The organism is Mesorhizobium quangtriensis (assembly GCF_040081925.1).
GTDB lineage: Bacteria > Pseudomonadota > Alphaproteobacteria > Rhizobiales > Rhizobiaceae > Mesorhizobium_K > Mesorhizobium_K quangtriensis.
Genome location: NZ_JBEBMF010000001.1, coordinates 1,078,153 through 1,093,553, shown reverse-complemented (window position 1 = coordinate 1,093,553; position 15,401 = coordinate 1,078,153). Strand labels below are relative to the sequence as shown.

Sequence of the window (15,401 nt, the reverse complement as noted above, 5' to 3'; positions counted from 1 at the left end):
CAAGGCATTCCATGGAAGGCGCCTTGCCGCAACACGCAGGATCGCCTGGAAACATGGAAACGCAATCCGCAGCCGCACGGCGGCCTGCCCGCCCATTCATTGAGGTGCTTGCGGGCAAGACCTTGGTCCCGCCTCCGATCTGGATGATGCGGCAGGCGGGCCGCTATCTGCCGGAGTACAGGCAGACACGCAAGGAAGCCGGCAGCTTTCTCGATCTCTGCTATAATCCCGACCTCGCGTTCGAGGTAACGATGCAGCCGATCCGTCGATTCGGCTTCGATGCCTCCATCCTGTTCTCCGATATTCTGGTCGTTCCCCACGCACTCGGCCGCGACCTGCGCTTCGAAGAAGGCAGAGGCCCGCTGATGACTCCCATCGACGCGTCAGAAGTCGATGCGATTGATGGCGACGGATTCCATGACCACTTGGCGCCAGTATACGAGACGGTTGGCCGGTTGCGGCGTGAGTTGCCGCCGACAACCGCACTCATCGGGTTCTGCGGCGCTCCCTGGACAGTTGCGACCTATATGATCGCCGGTCACGGCACTCCCGACCAGGCGCCTGGCCGCTTGTTCGCGTATCGACATGCGGACGCCATGTCGCGTCTGCTCGCAAAACTTGCCGACCAGTCGGCCGAATATCTGATCAGGCAGATTTCTGCGGGCGCGGACGCCGTCCAGATATTCGATTCGTGGTCGGGCGTTCTCGACGAATCTTCCTTCGAGGCATTGTGCGTGGCTCCCGTCGCACGGATGGTAAAGATAGTGAAGGCCGTTCACCCGAACGTGCCAATCATCGGGTTCCCGAAGGGGGCCGGTTCGCTCTATGGCAGCTTCAGACAGAAAACTGCGGTCGACGCGCTTGGGCTCGACTGGACCGTGCCGCTATCGCAGGCAAAACATCTTCAGGCTGGCGGCGCAGTTCAGGGGAATCTGGATCCGATGCGCCTTGTCGCGGGAGGACAGGCATTGGACCAGGGCGTCGATGCAATCTTGGAGCAACTCACCGGCGGACCTCTTGTTTTCAATCTAGGTCATGGCATCACGCCGGAGACTCCGATTTCTCATGTCGAACGGATGATCGAACGGGTTCGCAGATGGCGTGGGAATTAGCCCGCTAATAGCACTCCGGCTTCACCAACAATTCAATCGACATTGACACTTTAGTGTGTAAAGTTATTTTTACACATCTACGAGCGTTCGCGCTGGGAGATTGGGTAGGGGCGAGGAACAGCGCAGATATTGGTAACGCGCACAGTTCCTGCTGACACAGGAGACGCGTCATGAAACAGTCGCACCCGAGTGTCCTGGACAGGATATCTTCTCCATCCGACATGAAAGGCCTATCGGCAGAGGAACTGGGTCGCCTCGCCGGCGAACTGCGCCAGGAAACTATTTCCGCAGTGTCGCTTACCGGAGGCCATCTGGGCGCCAGTCTCGGCGTCGTGGAACTGACCGTAGCGATCCACGCGGTCTTCGACGCTCCCCTCGACACGGTCATCTTCGACGTCGGACACCAGAGCTATCCTCATAAAATCCTCACGGGCAGGCGCGACCGGATACGCACATTGCGGCAGGGGGGCGGCCTTTCCGGATTCACGAAGCGTTCGGAGAGCGAATACGACCCGTTTGGCGCGGCGCATTCATCGACGTCGATTTCGGCCGGCTTGGGATTTGCTGTAGCGCGGGATCTCAAGGGTGAGACGGGTGATGTAGTGTGCGTTATAGGGGACGGCGCACTATCCGCAGGCATGGCTTATGAGGCGATGAACAACGCCGGCCATCTGGGCAACAGGTTGATCGTGATTCTCAACGACAACGATATGTCCATCTCGCCTCCTGTGGGAGCAATGTCGAGGCATCTGATCAACCTCTACACGAAACGGCCTCTGCAGGACTTCAAGGCTTTAGCCAAGGGTGCGGTCTCCCTTCTTCCGGCGCCGCTTCGCCAGGGTGCCGAGCGCGCTCGCGGACTGCTCAAGGATATGGTTTCAGGCAGCGGATCACTGTTCGAGGATCTTGGATTTTCCTATGTCGGCCCGATTGACGGCCACGACGTGAACCAGTTGGTGCGCGTTCTACGAACGATTCGTGAGCGGGCAGACGGGCCCGTCCTAATCCACGCGCTGACCGAGAAGGGCAAGGGTTATGCGCCCGCCGAAAACGCCGCCGACAAGTATCACGGCGTCGCCCGCTTCGACGTTGTGACCGGGCAGCAGCAAAAGGCAACGCCAAAGGCGCCAACCTACACCGCCGTTTTCGCCGACAGCCTGATCCGGCAAGCCGAAGCAGACGACAAAATCGTGGCGGTGACCGCTGCGATGGCCTCCGGTACCGGTCTCGATAAGTTCCAGAAGCGGTTTCCGACACGATGCTTCGATGTCGGTATCGCAGAACAGCATGGCGTGACGTTTGCGGCGGGCCTGGCCGCTGCGGGAATGCGCCCTTTCTGCGCCATATATTCCACCTTCCTCCAGCGTGGCTACGACCAGATCGTGCACGATGTCGCCCTCCAGAAACTGCCGGTGCGCTTCGCCATCGACCGCGCAGGACTGGTCGGCGATGACGGTGCCACTCATGCCGGCGCCTTCGACGTCGCCTATCTCAGTAACCTGCCGGGATTCGTCGTGATGGCCGCCGCCGACGAGGCCGAACTCACGCAAATGGTCGCCACGGCTACCGCCATAGATGACGCCCCAAGCGCCTTCAGGTACCCACGTGGGGAAGGCTCTGGAGCCGCCCTGCCAGTACAGCCCGTCCCGCTCGAGATTGGAAAAGGTCGCATATTGCGGGAAGGGTCAAAAGTCGCACTTCTGTCTTTTGGAGGACGGCTGGGTGAGTGCTTCAAGGCAGCCTCGACCCTCGAGACTAAAGGGCTCTCCACGACGGTTGCGGACGCACGGTTCTCCAGGCCACTGGATCATGCTCTTATCAAGCAACTCGCTCGCCATCATCAGGTTGTCATAACCATCGAGGAAGGCGCCACGGGCGGCTTTGGCGCTCACGTGCTCCATTTCCTCGCCACCTCGGGCACGCTCGACCGCGGTCTGTGTATTCGCACTATGACATTGCCGGATGAGTTCATCGACCATGATACGCCGCGCGCCATGTATGATACTGCCGGCTTGAATGCGGCCGATATCGTTGGGACGGCAATGTCGGCACTCGGCGTCAAGTCGGAAAGCGTGGCTGCGCGAACGATCGCTATCGCCGCTACCGCCTGAATGTCAGGCTTGATCATGATATCCGCAGTGGGACAACGCTGATGACGACGCTCCGGATCGGGACGCGTGGCAGTCCGCTTGCTTTGGCCCAGGCAACGGAAACGCGAACGCGGCTGATGGCTGCCCATAAATTGCCGGAGGATGCATTCGCCATCGAGGTCATCTCCGTCATGGGCGACCGCATTCAGGACAGGCCTTTGTCGGAGGCGGGAGGGAAAGGCCTGTTCACGAAAGAAATCGAGGAAGCCTTGCTCGACGGGCGGATCGATATCGCAGTGCATTCTTCCAAGGACATGCCGACCGAACTGCCGCGTGGGTTGGAGCTTTGCGCGTTTCTGCCGCGCGAGGACCCACGCGACGCATTCGTCGGGCGCTCTGCACCAACAATCAGCGACATTCCCCGCGGCGCAGTTATCGGTTCCTCGTCGCTGCGGCGGCAGGCACTGATACGGCGCATGCGGCCCGACCTGTCGGTCGTCATGTTCCGCGGCAATGTGCTCACTCGATTACGCAAGGTAGAAGAAGGTGTAGCTGACGGCACAATTCTCGCACTGGCAGGATTAACGCGACTTGGAATGGCGCACGTCGCCACGGACCCTATACCGATCGATCAGTTTCCCCCCGCGCCAGGCCAAGGCGCGATATGCGTTGAAAGCAGAAGCGGAGACGAGCGTGTGCGGTCGCTCCTGGCAGCCATCCATGACAAACCAACCGGACAGGCACTGGCCTGCGAGCGCGCATTTCTTGCCGCGCTCGACGGCTCTTGCCGCACACCTCTTGCCGGGTACGCGCGCATCGAGGCGGGCAGGCTTGTCTTCAGCGGCATGATCCTCACGCCTGACGGCAGGAACTCGCACGAAGTGGAGAGTGACGGCCCCGTTTCCGATGCCGCAGCAATTGGCCGCGCGGCGGGCGAAGAAGTACGCGGCAAAGCCGGTCCAGACTTCTTCCAGTCGTGGGAAACGCATCGCGGGTTTAGTCGCGTGCTTGAGCTCACAGCCTAAGTTGCTCAGGCAGCTTCCCTGTTCAATCTGAGCACCGCGAGGTTGAGCGCTGCTGCGATAGTCACCCAGAGCAAATAAGGCGCAAAAAGCAGGGCCGCAGTCGTCGAGACGGCAGACGCGCTGACGATGAAGCCTGCAACCATGACCCAAAGAAGCGCGATGTCGTACATTGCGAGATCCATGCGGCGCATGCCGAAGAAGAGCCCCGACCAAGTGGCATTGACAAGAAGCTGCGTGCCCCAGAACCAGATCGCGATGCTGGTAGGGTCAGCGCGCCACACCAGCCAACCGGCAACGGCAATCATGATGTACAACACCATCCAGACAGGGCCGAATACCCAGTTCGGAGGAGTCCAGGAAGGTTTGCGCAAGCCGCTGTACCATTCGCCAGGTTTGAAGAAGACGCCACTCGAGGCAGCTACCACAACAAGGGCGACAAACACTGCGAGCGACCAGTCGAAGGACATGGGTGGCGGTTCCTGACAAGAGCGGGGTCGGGCACCCCTGCAAAGTTTCTTGTTATTTAATTAGGCAATTTCGGGTCCATGTCACGTGCGCAGAGCAACGAAGTCACAGTTGTCACGCCGACGAAGCCTATGCTGTTGGCAACGACACCAAAGAGTCATGGACCTGAAGGTCCGACAACGTAATGGCCAAGGCCAATCCACCCGTCGACGGAAATCCCGACGCAAGAAAGCATCCTCCAGTGCAATCGCGATATCGGGTGGCTTGCTAGAGACAACCGTAGCCTGTTCCAAAATCATGAACTTCGGCTCAATTTGTTTATCGTAATTGACACTTTAAAGTGTATGATATCCGCTACAGTCCGCAGGATGAACGCTGGTTGACCGCGCTAGTTCGCAACATCGATGCCGTTTCCGCACCGCGCTTCGCCAACGCTGCGGCACGCGATCTCTGCACCGATTGCGGAATCTCCAGAAGCTCGGATCCAAAGGCCTGCGGACGAGCCTGCCAGTTCATAAAGCCTGACTACCAGGCACTGGAGAAGCAGGTGCATGGTCGCAGCCGCGACCCCACCCGCGTCGACGAGGTGCATTTCGGTCCGTTTAAACGGATGGTGAAAGCGTCGCTCAAGCCTGCAATCCAAGGAGCGCAATGGACAGGCATTGCCACCCGCATAGCCGAACGGCTGCTCGAAACAGGTGCGGTCGACGCAGTACTGACAATGGCACCCGACCCTAGCGACAAGTGGCGGCCAATGCCGGTGATCGTGACGAAGGCTGAAGGAATGGCGGCCTGCAGGGGCATGCGCATGGGCTTTGCGCCTCTGCTCGCACTGCTTGAGCCAGCTCGAGCGCGCGGTTTCAGGCGGCTGGCGGTGATCGGCATTCCCTGTCAGGTGCACGCGTTGCGGGCGCTGGAGCAGGAATATGGCTTCGAGCGCATCTATGTGATCGGCACGCCCTGCTCCGACAACACGACAACGGAACGCTTCCGCGATTTCCTGAATCTGCTCGACGACGCTCCCGATACGATCACGTATCTTGAGTTCCGAGCCGACTACCGCGTCGAGTTGCGCTTCGCAAATGGCCACAAGCGCATCATTCCGTTTCTGTAATTGCCGATCTCCAAGCTTCCAGCGGATTTTTTTCCGCTGACCTGCCGTACATGCGTCGATTACACCAATGTCCTGGCCGACATCACGGTCGGCTACATGGGCGGACAGGGCGAACAATGGCTGCTGGTGCGTAACGAACGCGGTGAAGAGTTACTTGGTCTTCTGGGCGACGAGGTCCACCTGTCCACGCCGGGCAGCGCTGGCAAACGCGGTGGCGCTGTCAGGGGTTTCCTAGCGAATGTCGAGCGCGCTGCTGGCGGATTGCCTTTGCGGTCGATGCCCGACTGGCTCAGACCCATCGTAGGGTGGCTTATGCCGCGGATTGGGCCTCGCGGTCTGGAGTTCGCGCGCGCCAGGGTGGAAATGAAAGCCGTCGAGACGGTTTTACATCTGCGCCGAGAGCGACCGCGCCGCTTGGCCAATATGGTGCCTGGGCATATCTGGGCACTTGTGAAGCAATATGGGCTGGAACCTCGAAATGACGAAGAGCGCCGGCGCTAGAGCGGTTCGTCGTCGGCTATGCCAAACTTGTTCATTTTTAAATAGAGAGCTTGGCGGCTTAGCCCGAGAACGCGGGCCGCCGATGCGCGATTTTGTCCCGTAAGTTTTAGAGCCGACTCTATGCACATGCGTTCGATCACGTCTGTCGTGTCGCGCACCAGGTTCTTCATCGGTACGCGGCCGACCATTTCCACAAGACTTTCAGCGGCGCGCGTCAGATCGCTGTTGCCACCGCCATGGTGCGCGTTCTCTTGCGGACGTACGTGCATGACGAACCCGTAGCCAGGCGATGCTCCATCAGCCATATTGACTGCCGACACCGCCACATCCGTCATCAAACCACGGGCGCCCTTGACCTTGGAAGCAAATGGGGACGCTTTTCCGTATCGGCGAACGTTCTGGAGATGCATGTCCTGTTCGACAAGACTCCATTGCAGGAAATCGTCGAGCCGCCGCCCCACCGCATGAGCGGCCAGCGGTATGTCCGCCAGCGCCAGGAACGACTCGTTGGCCCACAGAACCTGACCTTCGGAATCAGTGAGCACTATTGCTTCGGAGGCATTCCGCACGAGCGCAACCATACCCGTCTCCGAAGCATCATCGTCGGCGCTTATTGCGGACTGTGATATCCGCACCATGATCAGCTTGCGGTCGCCGGCCCTGTACAGATCCGCAGAGAGCGAAACCGGGGAGCTTCCTTCCAATCGACAAGTAACGGGCAGGCCGGAAGCCACGGCTCCGGAAAGCATGGACATCACGTCTGCCCGGTTCGCCTTGTCGAAAACGGATACGAATTTGCGGCCGGAAGCGCTGGCCATTGGCAAGCCGAGGAAGTCCGCTGCCCGCGGGTTGACCTCCTTGATCACTCCAGTTCCAGCGTCGACAATCGCTATTGCATCGGCGGAGGTGTCGAACAGGATCCTGTAGTGCGCCTCGGCCTGCTTCCTACCCTGCAAATCGCGCTCCTGCGACTGCCGCATCTCCAGTAGACGGGACTGCAACTGCGAAACCGGACGAAGGTCTCTACCCATCATCAAGACGCCACCATCGGCCCCCAGGCCAAATGCTGCATAATGCACCGGCAGATGATGGCCACCCTGCAACAGGTGGTGAACATCAAAGCGGCCGCCGCGTTTTCCCATCCGCGCCCCAGCCAAAGCGTTTTTCAAGGTCGGGCGGCTGGAAACACGCACCACATCCTCTACTTGCGCTCCGCGCCAGGCAGCCGTCTCAAGCCCTATAGGCTCTTCCAGATTGTGCGCCAGATCATTGATCACGCCTTCGCGGTCCAGGACAAGCGTCAGGTCTGATGCAGCTGACACCAGTTCTGCGACCATTTTCGGATCGGCGCTTGCAAGATGCTTGAAATCGAGGGTCATTACATCGGCAATCCAGGCTGGGTGAGCCAGAAACGACCTGACGGGCAACGCACACGACTCTATCGCCAGAGGGACCACAAATTGTCCGTTCCCTCAGGTTTTGTCCAGCGCCGCGTTGCCGCGTGTGTAACAATGGCGTTACACTATGTTTGTCGCCGGCAGGCGTCATATATTCTCGTCAGCCTGCGGCTATCGGAAAAGCAATGACAACAAGCGCTCTAGCGGACAGTCAGAAGCCCGAATCGTTCCGCTTCACGCTTCGCGGCGCGACCAGAGCGGAGCACACGGCGCTCGACGCTCATGAGGCATTATCGAGCCTGATGGATGGTACCCTTAGCCGGGAGGGCTATCGTCGACTCATGTCTCTCTTTCATGCCTTCTACAATCAGCACGACGTCATGCTCGAGAAGGCTTGTGAGCTGCATAAAACTGACCTCGGTGATTTTGTGTACGCGCGGCGCAGCTCCATTCTGGCGGCCGATCTGGGTGAATTGGGTGTCGAAGCGAGACTTCTTCACAAAGGGCAATACACTGCTCTGCCGCCGATCAGATCTGCCAGCACGCTCGCGGGATACCTCTACGTCTTCGAGGGCTCGATGCTCGGGGGCGGCGTCCTGCTGAAGGCCGCCGAGGCGATGCAACGAAAAAGGGAAGAGTCGGGTTTCGGCTATTGGCAATGGTGCCGTGATAAAGGTGCAATGCGTTGGCGCATGACCTGCAACGTCATAGATAAACTCGCGGTCAACGACAGTGCCCGAACTGAGATCATCGAAGCAGCAAGGCAGGCTTTCTCGACATTTAACAAATGGCTTGAGCGCTGGCGCTTCGAAGAGCCGCTTACTAGCCCCGCTGGCATTTTGCGATGCTGAACCGCGAGGTTGACCTTACATCGTGCGATAGGGAGCCTATTCACAAGATCGGTGCAATTCAGCCGATCGGAGTGCTCATCGCGGTAGATTCAGCAAGCTTGACCATAGAGTTCGCTAGCGCCAATACGCACGATACTTTCGGCTGTTCATGCGCCGACTTGCTCGGCAAGCCCCTCGCGATGGTGCTGGGCGAAGAAAATTGTGCTGCACTCTGCGCCCGCTCCTTGCAGCCGACCATGCCTGATCTTCTAAGACCCTGGTTTCTTTCGACCAGGAAGCCCGACGGCGGCATCGTGGAACTCGAATGCTACCCACATTCACACGACGGACGGATTATTCTCGAATTCGTCGCGATCCAGCGAAGCCCGGCTGCGATGTGGGAAACCGATCTTTTGCGCCAACGGTTCATATCGGAACTCATTCATCCAGAAACACTCCCTGACCTGGCGCAGGTCGGGGCACAGATCATCCGCGAGGTTACCGGCTTCGATCGTGTCATGATCTACCGCTTTGCAGAAGACAAGCACGGGCAGGTGATCGCGGAAAGCACCATCCGAGATGATAGCTTTCTGGGCCTGCACTACCCTGCTTCAGATATTCCCGATCCGGCAAGGCGTCACTTTGCTTTGAACGTGATCCGCATCATCCCGGATATCAATGCAACGCCAGTTCCGATCATGACGCCATCTGGCGGAATTGCCGACGCCTCGTCAGCAGCACCGCTTGACCTGACATATTCGAAACTGCGGGCCGTGGCTCCGGTTCATGTCGAGTACCTGAACAATATGGGCGTCGGCGCCAGCATGTCGATCTCACTCACCTCAAACCATGAGTTGTGGGGTCTCGTCGCCTGTCATCATTATGCGCCATTGCATCTTTCTTGGAGCAAATTGCGGTTTTGCGAACTTATTGGCGGCACGATCTCCGCCTTGCTTCAAAGCCTCGAAAATACAATCAAGCTTCGACAAAGCATTCGCGCCGAGAAGACGGCCTTTGCCATCGAACGAGAGGCCCGTATGGGCAAGCCGCTTCGCGATGTCATCCTTGATCACGCAGAGGCACTCATGGACCTGTCCAGTTCGCAGGGTCTATCCCTGATCCTCGCAAACGAGAGATTTGAGGCCGGCTTGGTGCCCACTTCCGCGGAAGGCTACCTTGCCCTCAAGGAGAACCTCGTCGAGGGTATCGCAACCTCAGATCAACTGACTGGGCAACGCGCTAGCGCAAACGGTGAAGCCGACATCGTTTCGGGTGGCGCGATGATGGAATTGTCCGAGGATGGGCAGGACTGGCTCGTCCTGTTCCGCAAATCTTACGAGCAGACAATCCGATGGGCCGGCAAGCCCGAAAAGATTGGCATTCTCTCGGATGGCGGACCGATACGCTTGTCTCCGCGCGGATCGTTCGCAGTTTGGAGCGAGGAGCGGCGCGGTCGCAGCATGCCGTTCACTGAGACGGACCACGAAATTCTGCGGATAACCCGTCGCGCCTTGTTTGCGATGAACAGCCTCGACCGCGAACGTGGTGCAATGGCTGCGCAGGCTGCCGCAGAAGCAGAAGAGGCCCGCCTGCGGCTCGCTCTCCTGGATTCTGAACGAAACCGCTCGATGGGAGAACTCGCATCCGCACTAGCGCATGAACTCAACCAGCCTTTGTCGGCCGTTACAAACTACGTTAATGCTTGTCGACAGGAGCTTACGAACTACGGCTTGGACGTCCCCCAAGAAGTCGACAGGCTTATGGACAGCGCCGTTTCGGAGTCGTTGAGAGCAGCCAATCTGGTTCGGCGATTGCGCAATTTTATCGACCAGGGTCAAATTTCACCGGAGCTCATCGACCTGCACGCGGTCATCCGACAGGGTGTCGATCTGGCGCTGTTTGCCACGCCCGAGGACAAATGCGAGGTGACATTCGATTTTCACCCGGAACTCAAGGAGGTGCACGCTGACCCTGTGCAGATCGGTCAGGTCATCCTGAATCTGGTTCGCAACAGCTTGACGGCGATGCACGGAGCCGACAGACGCATCCTGAGCATCGCCACCAGCTGCAGCGACTCTATGGTAAGGATATCGATAAAGGATTCTGGCAGCGGAATATCGGCAGATGTGATGCCCACACTTTTTGAGCCCTTTCACAATTCGACAACGAGCGGGATGGGTATAGGTTTATCGTTGTGCCGTTCGATCGTGGAAGCCCATGGTGGAAAGATCTGGGCGGAAACAGGTGGGACCGAAACCGAATTCGTATTCACCCTGAAGGCCAATGGTAGCAGTGGATCCTAAACTGAAGACAAGCAATTTGGTTTACGTCGTCGATGACGACGAGGGGGTGAGGTCATCGCTTTGTGCGCTGTTGCAGGCGCACGGCTTCGAATCGGTTGGGTTCGCAGACGCGGAGACGCTGTTGGAACGCTTTCATGCAGACAACGCAGTCTGTGCGTTCTTGGACATCCGGATGCCGGGCTTGAATGGAATTGAGTTACAGAAATTGCTTGCTGATAGGGGAAGTAATCTGCCGATTATTGTTCTCACAGCCTACGGCGATGTACCAATGGCCGTCGAGGCCATGAAGGCAGGCGCGATTGATTTTATTGAAAAGCCTGGCTCGGAGGAGCAACTGCTTTCCGCCATCGAAGCAGCAGTCAAGCACCGCGCGAACCAGGCGCAGCAGCCGAGCATACCGCAGAGCATTGTCGCCGAGAGGGTTGCGCGGCTGACAGGTCGTGAAAAGGAAGTACTCAACTACCTTATTCTTGGTATGACGAACAAACATATTGCCGAAGAACTCGGAATAAGCCAGCGCACGGTCGAGATCCACAGGTCGAGAATTCGGGAAAAGATGGAGGCGCGCAGCCTTGCCGATCTGATCAGGATGATGAAGTGACCGACGTAGGCACTTTCTACGTAGCGGATTATCCGAAATAGCCGAAGCGACTCCTTTTACCGATATTCCTCTCTTGAGGAAGCGTATGCAGTAAGAGTCCCAAGGATCGAACTGCATCGGGGGAGGAGAGCGCCGTGAAAAGGAGCGAACCACTTAACGACGACTCGACGGAAGAGAAGAGAGACCGCCGCTACAGTGTTATGGCGGCACTGGGTCGCGAACAGATGGCAGCGGCGGAAGGTTGGCGATCGGCGCACGGCATCACCGACCAGGCGGAAGCCATGGGGGAGTTGATAAGGCTCGGGCTGTTGAGTGAAGTCGCCAAGATATATCGGCTTGTTTCGGAAGACCGGACGTTGAGGCCACATGGCGAACCACCCGAATAATTGTCCGTCGTCAGAACGTTTGGCTCTGATAGTTTCTTGATTTTGCGGATTGTTGGGCCTCGATTACGAGGTTGATTTTATGTGGCGATCTTGCTGTGTTGCAACCGTGGTATTTCGATTGTCCGTCGTTTGATCATTTCGCGCAGTTGGATGTTGGCTGCTGTTCTGCCGAAGTAAGTGTCGGCCGGGGTGACGTTCAGGAGTGTCTCGTGGTAGTGTTCCACGAAGGCTTGGATCTGGCTTAAAGATCGGCGGGCAGGAAGTAGATCTTGCCTTGGATTTGAGTATGACATGGTGCATCCCGCGTGCGGCGCATGTCCCGATCCCTTAGCGTATCGGCCAGTTCTCCGGCTATATAAAACGGCCCGTTGCTTCTGAGCAATTTCGGCCTGTGCAGCACCCTGGCGGTGTCGCTGCATGATGCGGTGAGAGCCAGTTCCAGTATGTCGGTGACGTCCTCGGAGCGCATGGTCGTGCACGGCTTCCGGGCGATGATGTAGCGGGAGAAGTCGTCGAGCACTGTCGACACATAGACCCAGCCGATGATCTTGAAGTAGGTGAAGTCGCTCTGCCACATCTCGTTGGGCCGCCTTGATCATGACCAAGGCCGGGCTGGTGAGAAGATCACGGGCCTCGAGCAAGCGGTAAATGGCAGCCTCCGGACACGAAGTAAGCGTCTCTCGTCGGTGAAGCGCATCGCCAGTTCGCGCGGGGGACAGCTTAGACTGTTCCAGCGCCATATCGATGATCTGGTTATAGACCTCGGCGCCGATGCGGTTTCAGACCCAGCTCGGTGGGGAGGGGCGATTGCCTCCGGGCGGCCTGCGACATAGCGGTCGTACCAGCGGTAGAAGGTACGCCGCACAATCCCGTGTTGATAGAATGTCTTCTTCGCCGGAAGGTGCGACTGCTCGACGATCCTGATGATCTCGAGCTTTGGGATGCGCCGCAGTGATCTGGGTGAGCTATGTGTATCGGTCTCACAGAAACGAGCAAGGCTTCCACGATCTTCGAGTGCTTGACGATCGCATGCACTCCTTACTAATGGACAACGCGGTTGCCTGCCCTAAATCTTCGCGAAACCGGAGATGCCTGATGCGCGCATATTGGCTTCTAGCAGCCACAACATTTCTTCTGACCGCATGCACCGGTGCCGGCCCGGTTGGCAATACGTTGGTACCGCAACCCAAGAAGTCAGTGAACATCGCTGCCTATTCAGGTCTGTGGTACGAACTTGCTCGCTATGAAAACGGCTTTGAACGCGGCTGCGAAGCTGTGACCGCGAGGTACACGCCGAAAGTGAACGGGGAGGTAGGTGTCCTCAACACATGTCGCGATGCTGGGACTGTTCGAACGATCGAAGGCAGCGCCCGTGTCGTCGCCGATAGCGGCAATGCCAAGTTTAAGGTCTCGTTCTTCGGCCCGTTCTATGTCGGAAATTATTGGATCCTTGATCGGGCGCCAGATTACTCTTGGGCTATCGTTGGCGAGCCGTCGGGCCGATACCTTTGGCTGCTGGCGAGATCCAGGTCGAAAGCGGTTCTTTCTGCAATGACGCGTCGCGCTGAAGGGCTCGGCTACGACACGTCTCTGTTAAAGGTGACAAGGCACTGAAATTAGCGACCGATTTTGGAATAACGTGACGTCGATCTGGTTTAGCGACGCCGATCCCGTCGACCGAGTCTTTTGATGTCCGCTTCAATCAGCTACTCCGACCCGATTTCGAGGCCGAGGCAGTCGTTCGCCGCTACTGTGAACACTTCGCGGTGTCAGATCCCTTGGAACGCGCTGATATTATCACGCGGGTCATTTTGATGTTCGAGAAAGGGATGTCGGACAACGTCGATGTGATGGCTACATTGCTCGAAAGTCGAGGCATCTGATGAAGTAGCTTTGCTTCACCAAGGCAACGTGCGGCCAAATCTGTCGAAGAAACCGCCGTTGTGCTGAGGGGTGAAACCGTTGATTGTCGTCAGTATCTGAGATGCCGCCTCGGCAGGGGTTTGAACCGGCAAACCCTTCCTGGAAAATGGCTTCGATAGATCCGTGTCTACAGTCCCCGGGTGGACGGCAACGCAGATTGCCTGAGGGTTCTTCCGAGCTAGTTCAATCGAAGCTGTTCGCACAAACTGGTTCAACGCAGCCTTCGATGCGCGGTAGCCATACCAGCCGCCAAGTGAGTTATCTCCGATGCTGCCTACTTTGGCCGAAAGGTTTGCGAACACCGATCGCCTGTCTTTCGGCAGCAACGGGAGGAAATGTTTCATCAGGAGCGCAGGCCCGACAGCATTAACTGAAAGGAGACGCGCCAAGGCTGCTGCGTTCAAACTCCTCCAGCTCTTCTCAGGCTGCAGGTCATCCAAATGCAGAAGCCCGACTGCGTTGATCGCCAAACCGACAGGACCTTTTCTGGCCACCTTTGCTGCAGCGTCTGCAATCGCTTCTTCATCTTCGACGTCCACATGTATGCCGTGCCGACGTGAGAGCCCAACAACTTCTCGGAAATGCCCCGATCTGTCTATGGCTTCGACAAGAGCTGAACCGATGCCACCGGTTGATCCGAACACGACAGCAATCGTATCTTTGCTCATTTCGCTGGCCGTCACTTGGTCGCAGGAAACTCCAGTTTGCTCACGTCATATCCAAGTTCCTGAGCCTTCCGGACCATAACCGCCAGGCTCTTTCGTGACGGTGCGCGCCGAGAATAAATCCACAAATTGGTCATGCTCGGGTTGGAGCTTATGAACCAGCTTTTGTCGGGCGACGTGTAGAGAACCCAATAATTGAAGGTAATGAGAAATGGGTAACGAACGCGAAGCTTTGCGCGAGTGGTATCGGCGTCAACGATCCGGCCTTTACCCTTTATCGTCTTGAGCTTGCCTGATGGATTGCCCTCGTAGCAGCCGTCTACAACGGCCACCTCATTGGGATTGTTTCCTGGGCTGTAGGTGGTGAACCCTGCGACGCAGCCGTCTGTAATCAACATTGGCGTACGGCCAATTTCCAGCCAGGTTCCTGTGTAGTGGTTTTTCGTAACCTGAACGACTGCCGGCTGAGCAATCGCCGATGATGTCCAGCCGATCAACAGACTCAATAATATGAGAAATGCAGCTTTTCGTGGTTCCATGGCAGCCCTCTCCTTTCTCTTACTGTACGTCCCGGCGTCGCGTTTGGATCTAAGCGCTTTTCAGAACCAATCCTGCGCCGACGCTGCCCACAAAAGCGGAAGGGTTGCATCGACGAGGAAGGATAGCGGTTACCGGCGCTATAGAGAGTCCGTGGTCGGACATCTACAAACTGTGCCGGCTTTGGACGGCGGCTGTGGGCAACTTGCGCCATTTACTTTGCGGACTGGCAACTCGGGGGCCGATTACCGACTGTCCGGTTCTAGCGAGGGAATGGGGAAGCTGCCGTTCGGCATGCATCCCAAAGTATAACGCTCCTCTCTTGAACGTTGAATTCCCGAGAACTGGCATTGGCCCAATGACGCAAGTAGCGGCGGCGAGCCCATAGGGGTCATTGCAAGAGCAGCCCCAATGCGTAGTCTCTGTGGCGATCATTTTAGGTACAGTTGGAT

12 protein-coding genes and 2 pseudogenes are annotated in these 15,401 nt (G+C 57.7%); 9 read left to right on the top strand and 5 right to left on the bottom strand.

Annotation, left to right across the window (positions count from 1 at the left end; genetic code table 11):
* The first annotated feature begins 53 nt into the window (after positions 1-53).
* From hemE to hemC, 3 genes are all read left to right on the top strand, one after another.
* Complete coding sequence (hemE, locus tag ABMA32_RS05390; RefSeq protein ID WP_349012686.1) at positions 54-1,112, top strand: uroporphyrinogen decarboxylase; 1,059 nt, start codon at positions 54-56, stop codon at positions 1,110-1,112.
* 170 nt (positions 1,113-1,282) lie between these two features.
* Positions 1,283-3,223: a 1-deoxy-D-xylulose-5-phosphate synthase gene (gene dxs, locus ABMA32_RS05385; RefSeq protein ID WP_349012685.1), complete on the top strand. Its 1,941-nt coding sequence runs from the start codon at positions 1,283-1,285 to the stop codon at positions 3,221-3,223.
* Between the two features lie 38 nt (positions 3,224-3,261).
* A complete protein-coding gene (hemC, locus tag ABMA32_RS05380) occupies positions 3,262-4,227 on the top strand; it encodes a hydroxymethylbilane synthase (protein WP_349013334.1) in 966 nt (321 codons plus the stop codon).
* Positions 4,228-4,232: 5 nt separating this feature from the next.
* On the opposite strand, the gene ABMA32_RS05375 is transcribed toward hemC, so the two are convergent.
* On the bottom strand, positions 4,233-4,694 hold the full coding sequence (locus ABMA32_RS05375; RefSeq protein WP_349012684.1) for a TspO/MBR family protein: 462 nt from the start codon (positions 4,692-4,694) through the stop codon (positions 4,233-4,235).
* A 398-nt stretch (positions 4,695-5,092) separates the two neighbouring features.
* On the opposite strand from ABMA32_RS05375, the pseudogene ABMA32_RS05370 reads away from it, so the two are divergent.
* Positions 5,093-6,307: pseudogene (locus tag ABMA32_RS05370) on the top strand (Coenzyme F420 hydrogenase/dehydrogenase, beta subunit C-terminal domain).
* On the opposite strand, the gene ppsR reads toward ABMA32_RS05370, so the two are convergent.
* Positions 6,304-7,686 carry a transcriptional regulator PpsR gene (gene ppsR / locus ABMA32_RS05365; RefSeq protein WP_349012683.1) on the bottom strand — a complete coding sequence of 461 codons (1,383 nt, stop codon included), beginning with the start codon at positions 7,684-7,686 and terminating at the stop codon, positions 6,304-6,306. The pseudogene ABMA32_RS05370 and the gene ppsR sit on opposite strands and share 4 nt — an antisense overlap.
* A 203-nt stretch (positions 7,687-7,889) precedes the next feature.
* Between ppsR and ABMA32_RS05360 the strand changes: the two genes are divergently transcribed.
* The 4 genes from ABMA32_RS05360 (at position 7,890) to ABMA32_RS05345 (ending at position 11,824) form a co-directional block, all read left to right on the top strand.
* Complete coding sequence (locus ABMA32_RS05360; protein WP_349012682.1) at positions 7,890-8,555, top strand: biliverdin-producing heme oxygenase; 666 nt, start codon at positions 7,890-7,892, stop codon at positions 8,553-8,555.
* On the top strand, positions 8,549-10,837 hold the full coding sequence (locus tag ABMA32_RS05355; protein ID WP_349012681.1) for an ATP-binding protein: 2,289 nt from the start codon (positions 8,549-8,551) through the stop codon (positions 10,835-10,837). Before ABMA32_RS05360 ends, ABMA32_RS05355 begins: the two co-directional genes overlap by 7 nt.
* Positions 10,818-11,438 (top strand): response regulator transcription factor, encoded by a 621-nt coding sequence (locus ABMA32_RS05350; RefSeq protein WP_349012680.1) that lies wholly within the window; start codon positions 10,818-10,820, stop codon positions 11,436-11,438. Before ABMA32_RS05355 ends, ABMA32_RS05350 begins: the two co-directional genes overlap by 20 nt.
* A gap of 134 nt (positions 11,439-11,572) precedes the next feature.
* Positions 11,573-11,824 carry a hypothetical protein gene (locus tag ABMA32_RS05345; RefSeq protein WP_349012679.1) on the top strand — a complete coding sequence of 84 codons (252 nt, stop codon included), beginning with the start codon at positions 11,573-11,575 and terminating at the stop codon, positions 11,822-11,824.
* Between the two features lie 77 nt (positions 11,825-11,901).
* On the opposite strand, the pseudogene ABMA32_RS05340 reads toward ABMA32_RS05345, so the two are convergent.
* A pseudogene (locus ABMA32_RS05340) lies at positions 11,902-12,761 on the bottom strand (DDE-type integrase/transposase/recombinase); the annotation flags it as partial.
* A 158-nt stretch (positions 12,762-12,919) separates the two neighbouring features.
* Here ABMA32_RS05340 and ABMA32_RS05335 point away from each other — a divergent pair.
* On the top strand, positions 12,920-13,438 hold the full coding sequence (locus tag ABMA32_RS05335) for a lipocalin family protein (protein ID WP_349012678.1): 519 nt from the start codon (positions 12,920-12,922) through the stop codon (positions 13,436-13,438).
* Positions 13,439-13,722: 284 nt separating this feature from the next.
* Here ABMA32_RS05335 and ABMA32_RS05330 read toward each other — a convergent pair whose 3' ends face one another.
* Together ABMA32_RS05330 and ABMA32_RS05325 are read right to left on the bottom strand one after the other, a co-directional pair.
* A complete protein-coding gene (locus tag ABMA32_RS05330) occupies positions 13,723-14,415 on the bottom strand; it encodes an SDR family NAD(P)-dependent oxidoreductase (protein WP_349012677.1) in 693 nt (230 codons plus the stop codon).
* Positions 14,416-14,426: 11 nt separating this feature from the next.
* Positions 14,427-14,951, bottom strand: coding sequence for a lipocalin family protein (locus tag ABMA32_RS05325; protein ID WP_349012676.1), 525 nt, complete (start codon positions 14,949-14,951; stop codon positions 14,427-14,429).
* Between the last annotated feature and the right edge of the window lie 450 nt (positions 14,952-15,401).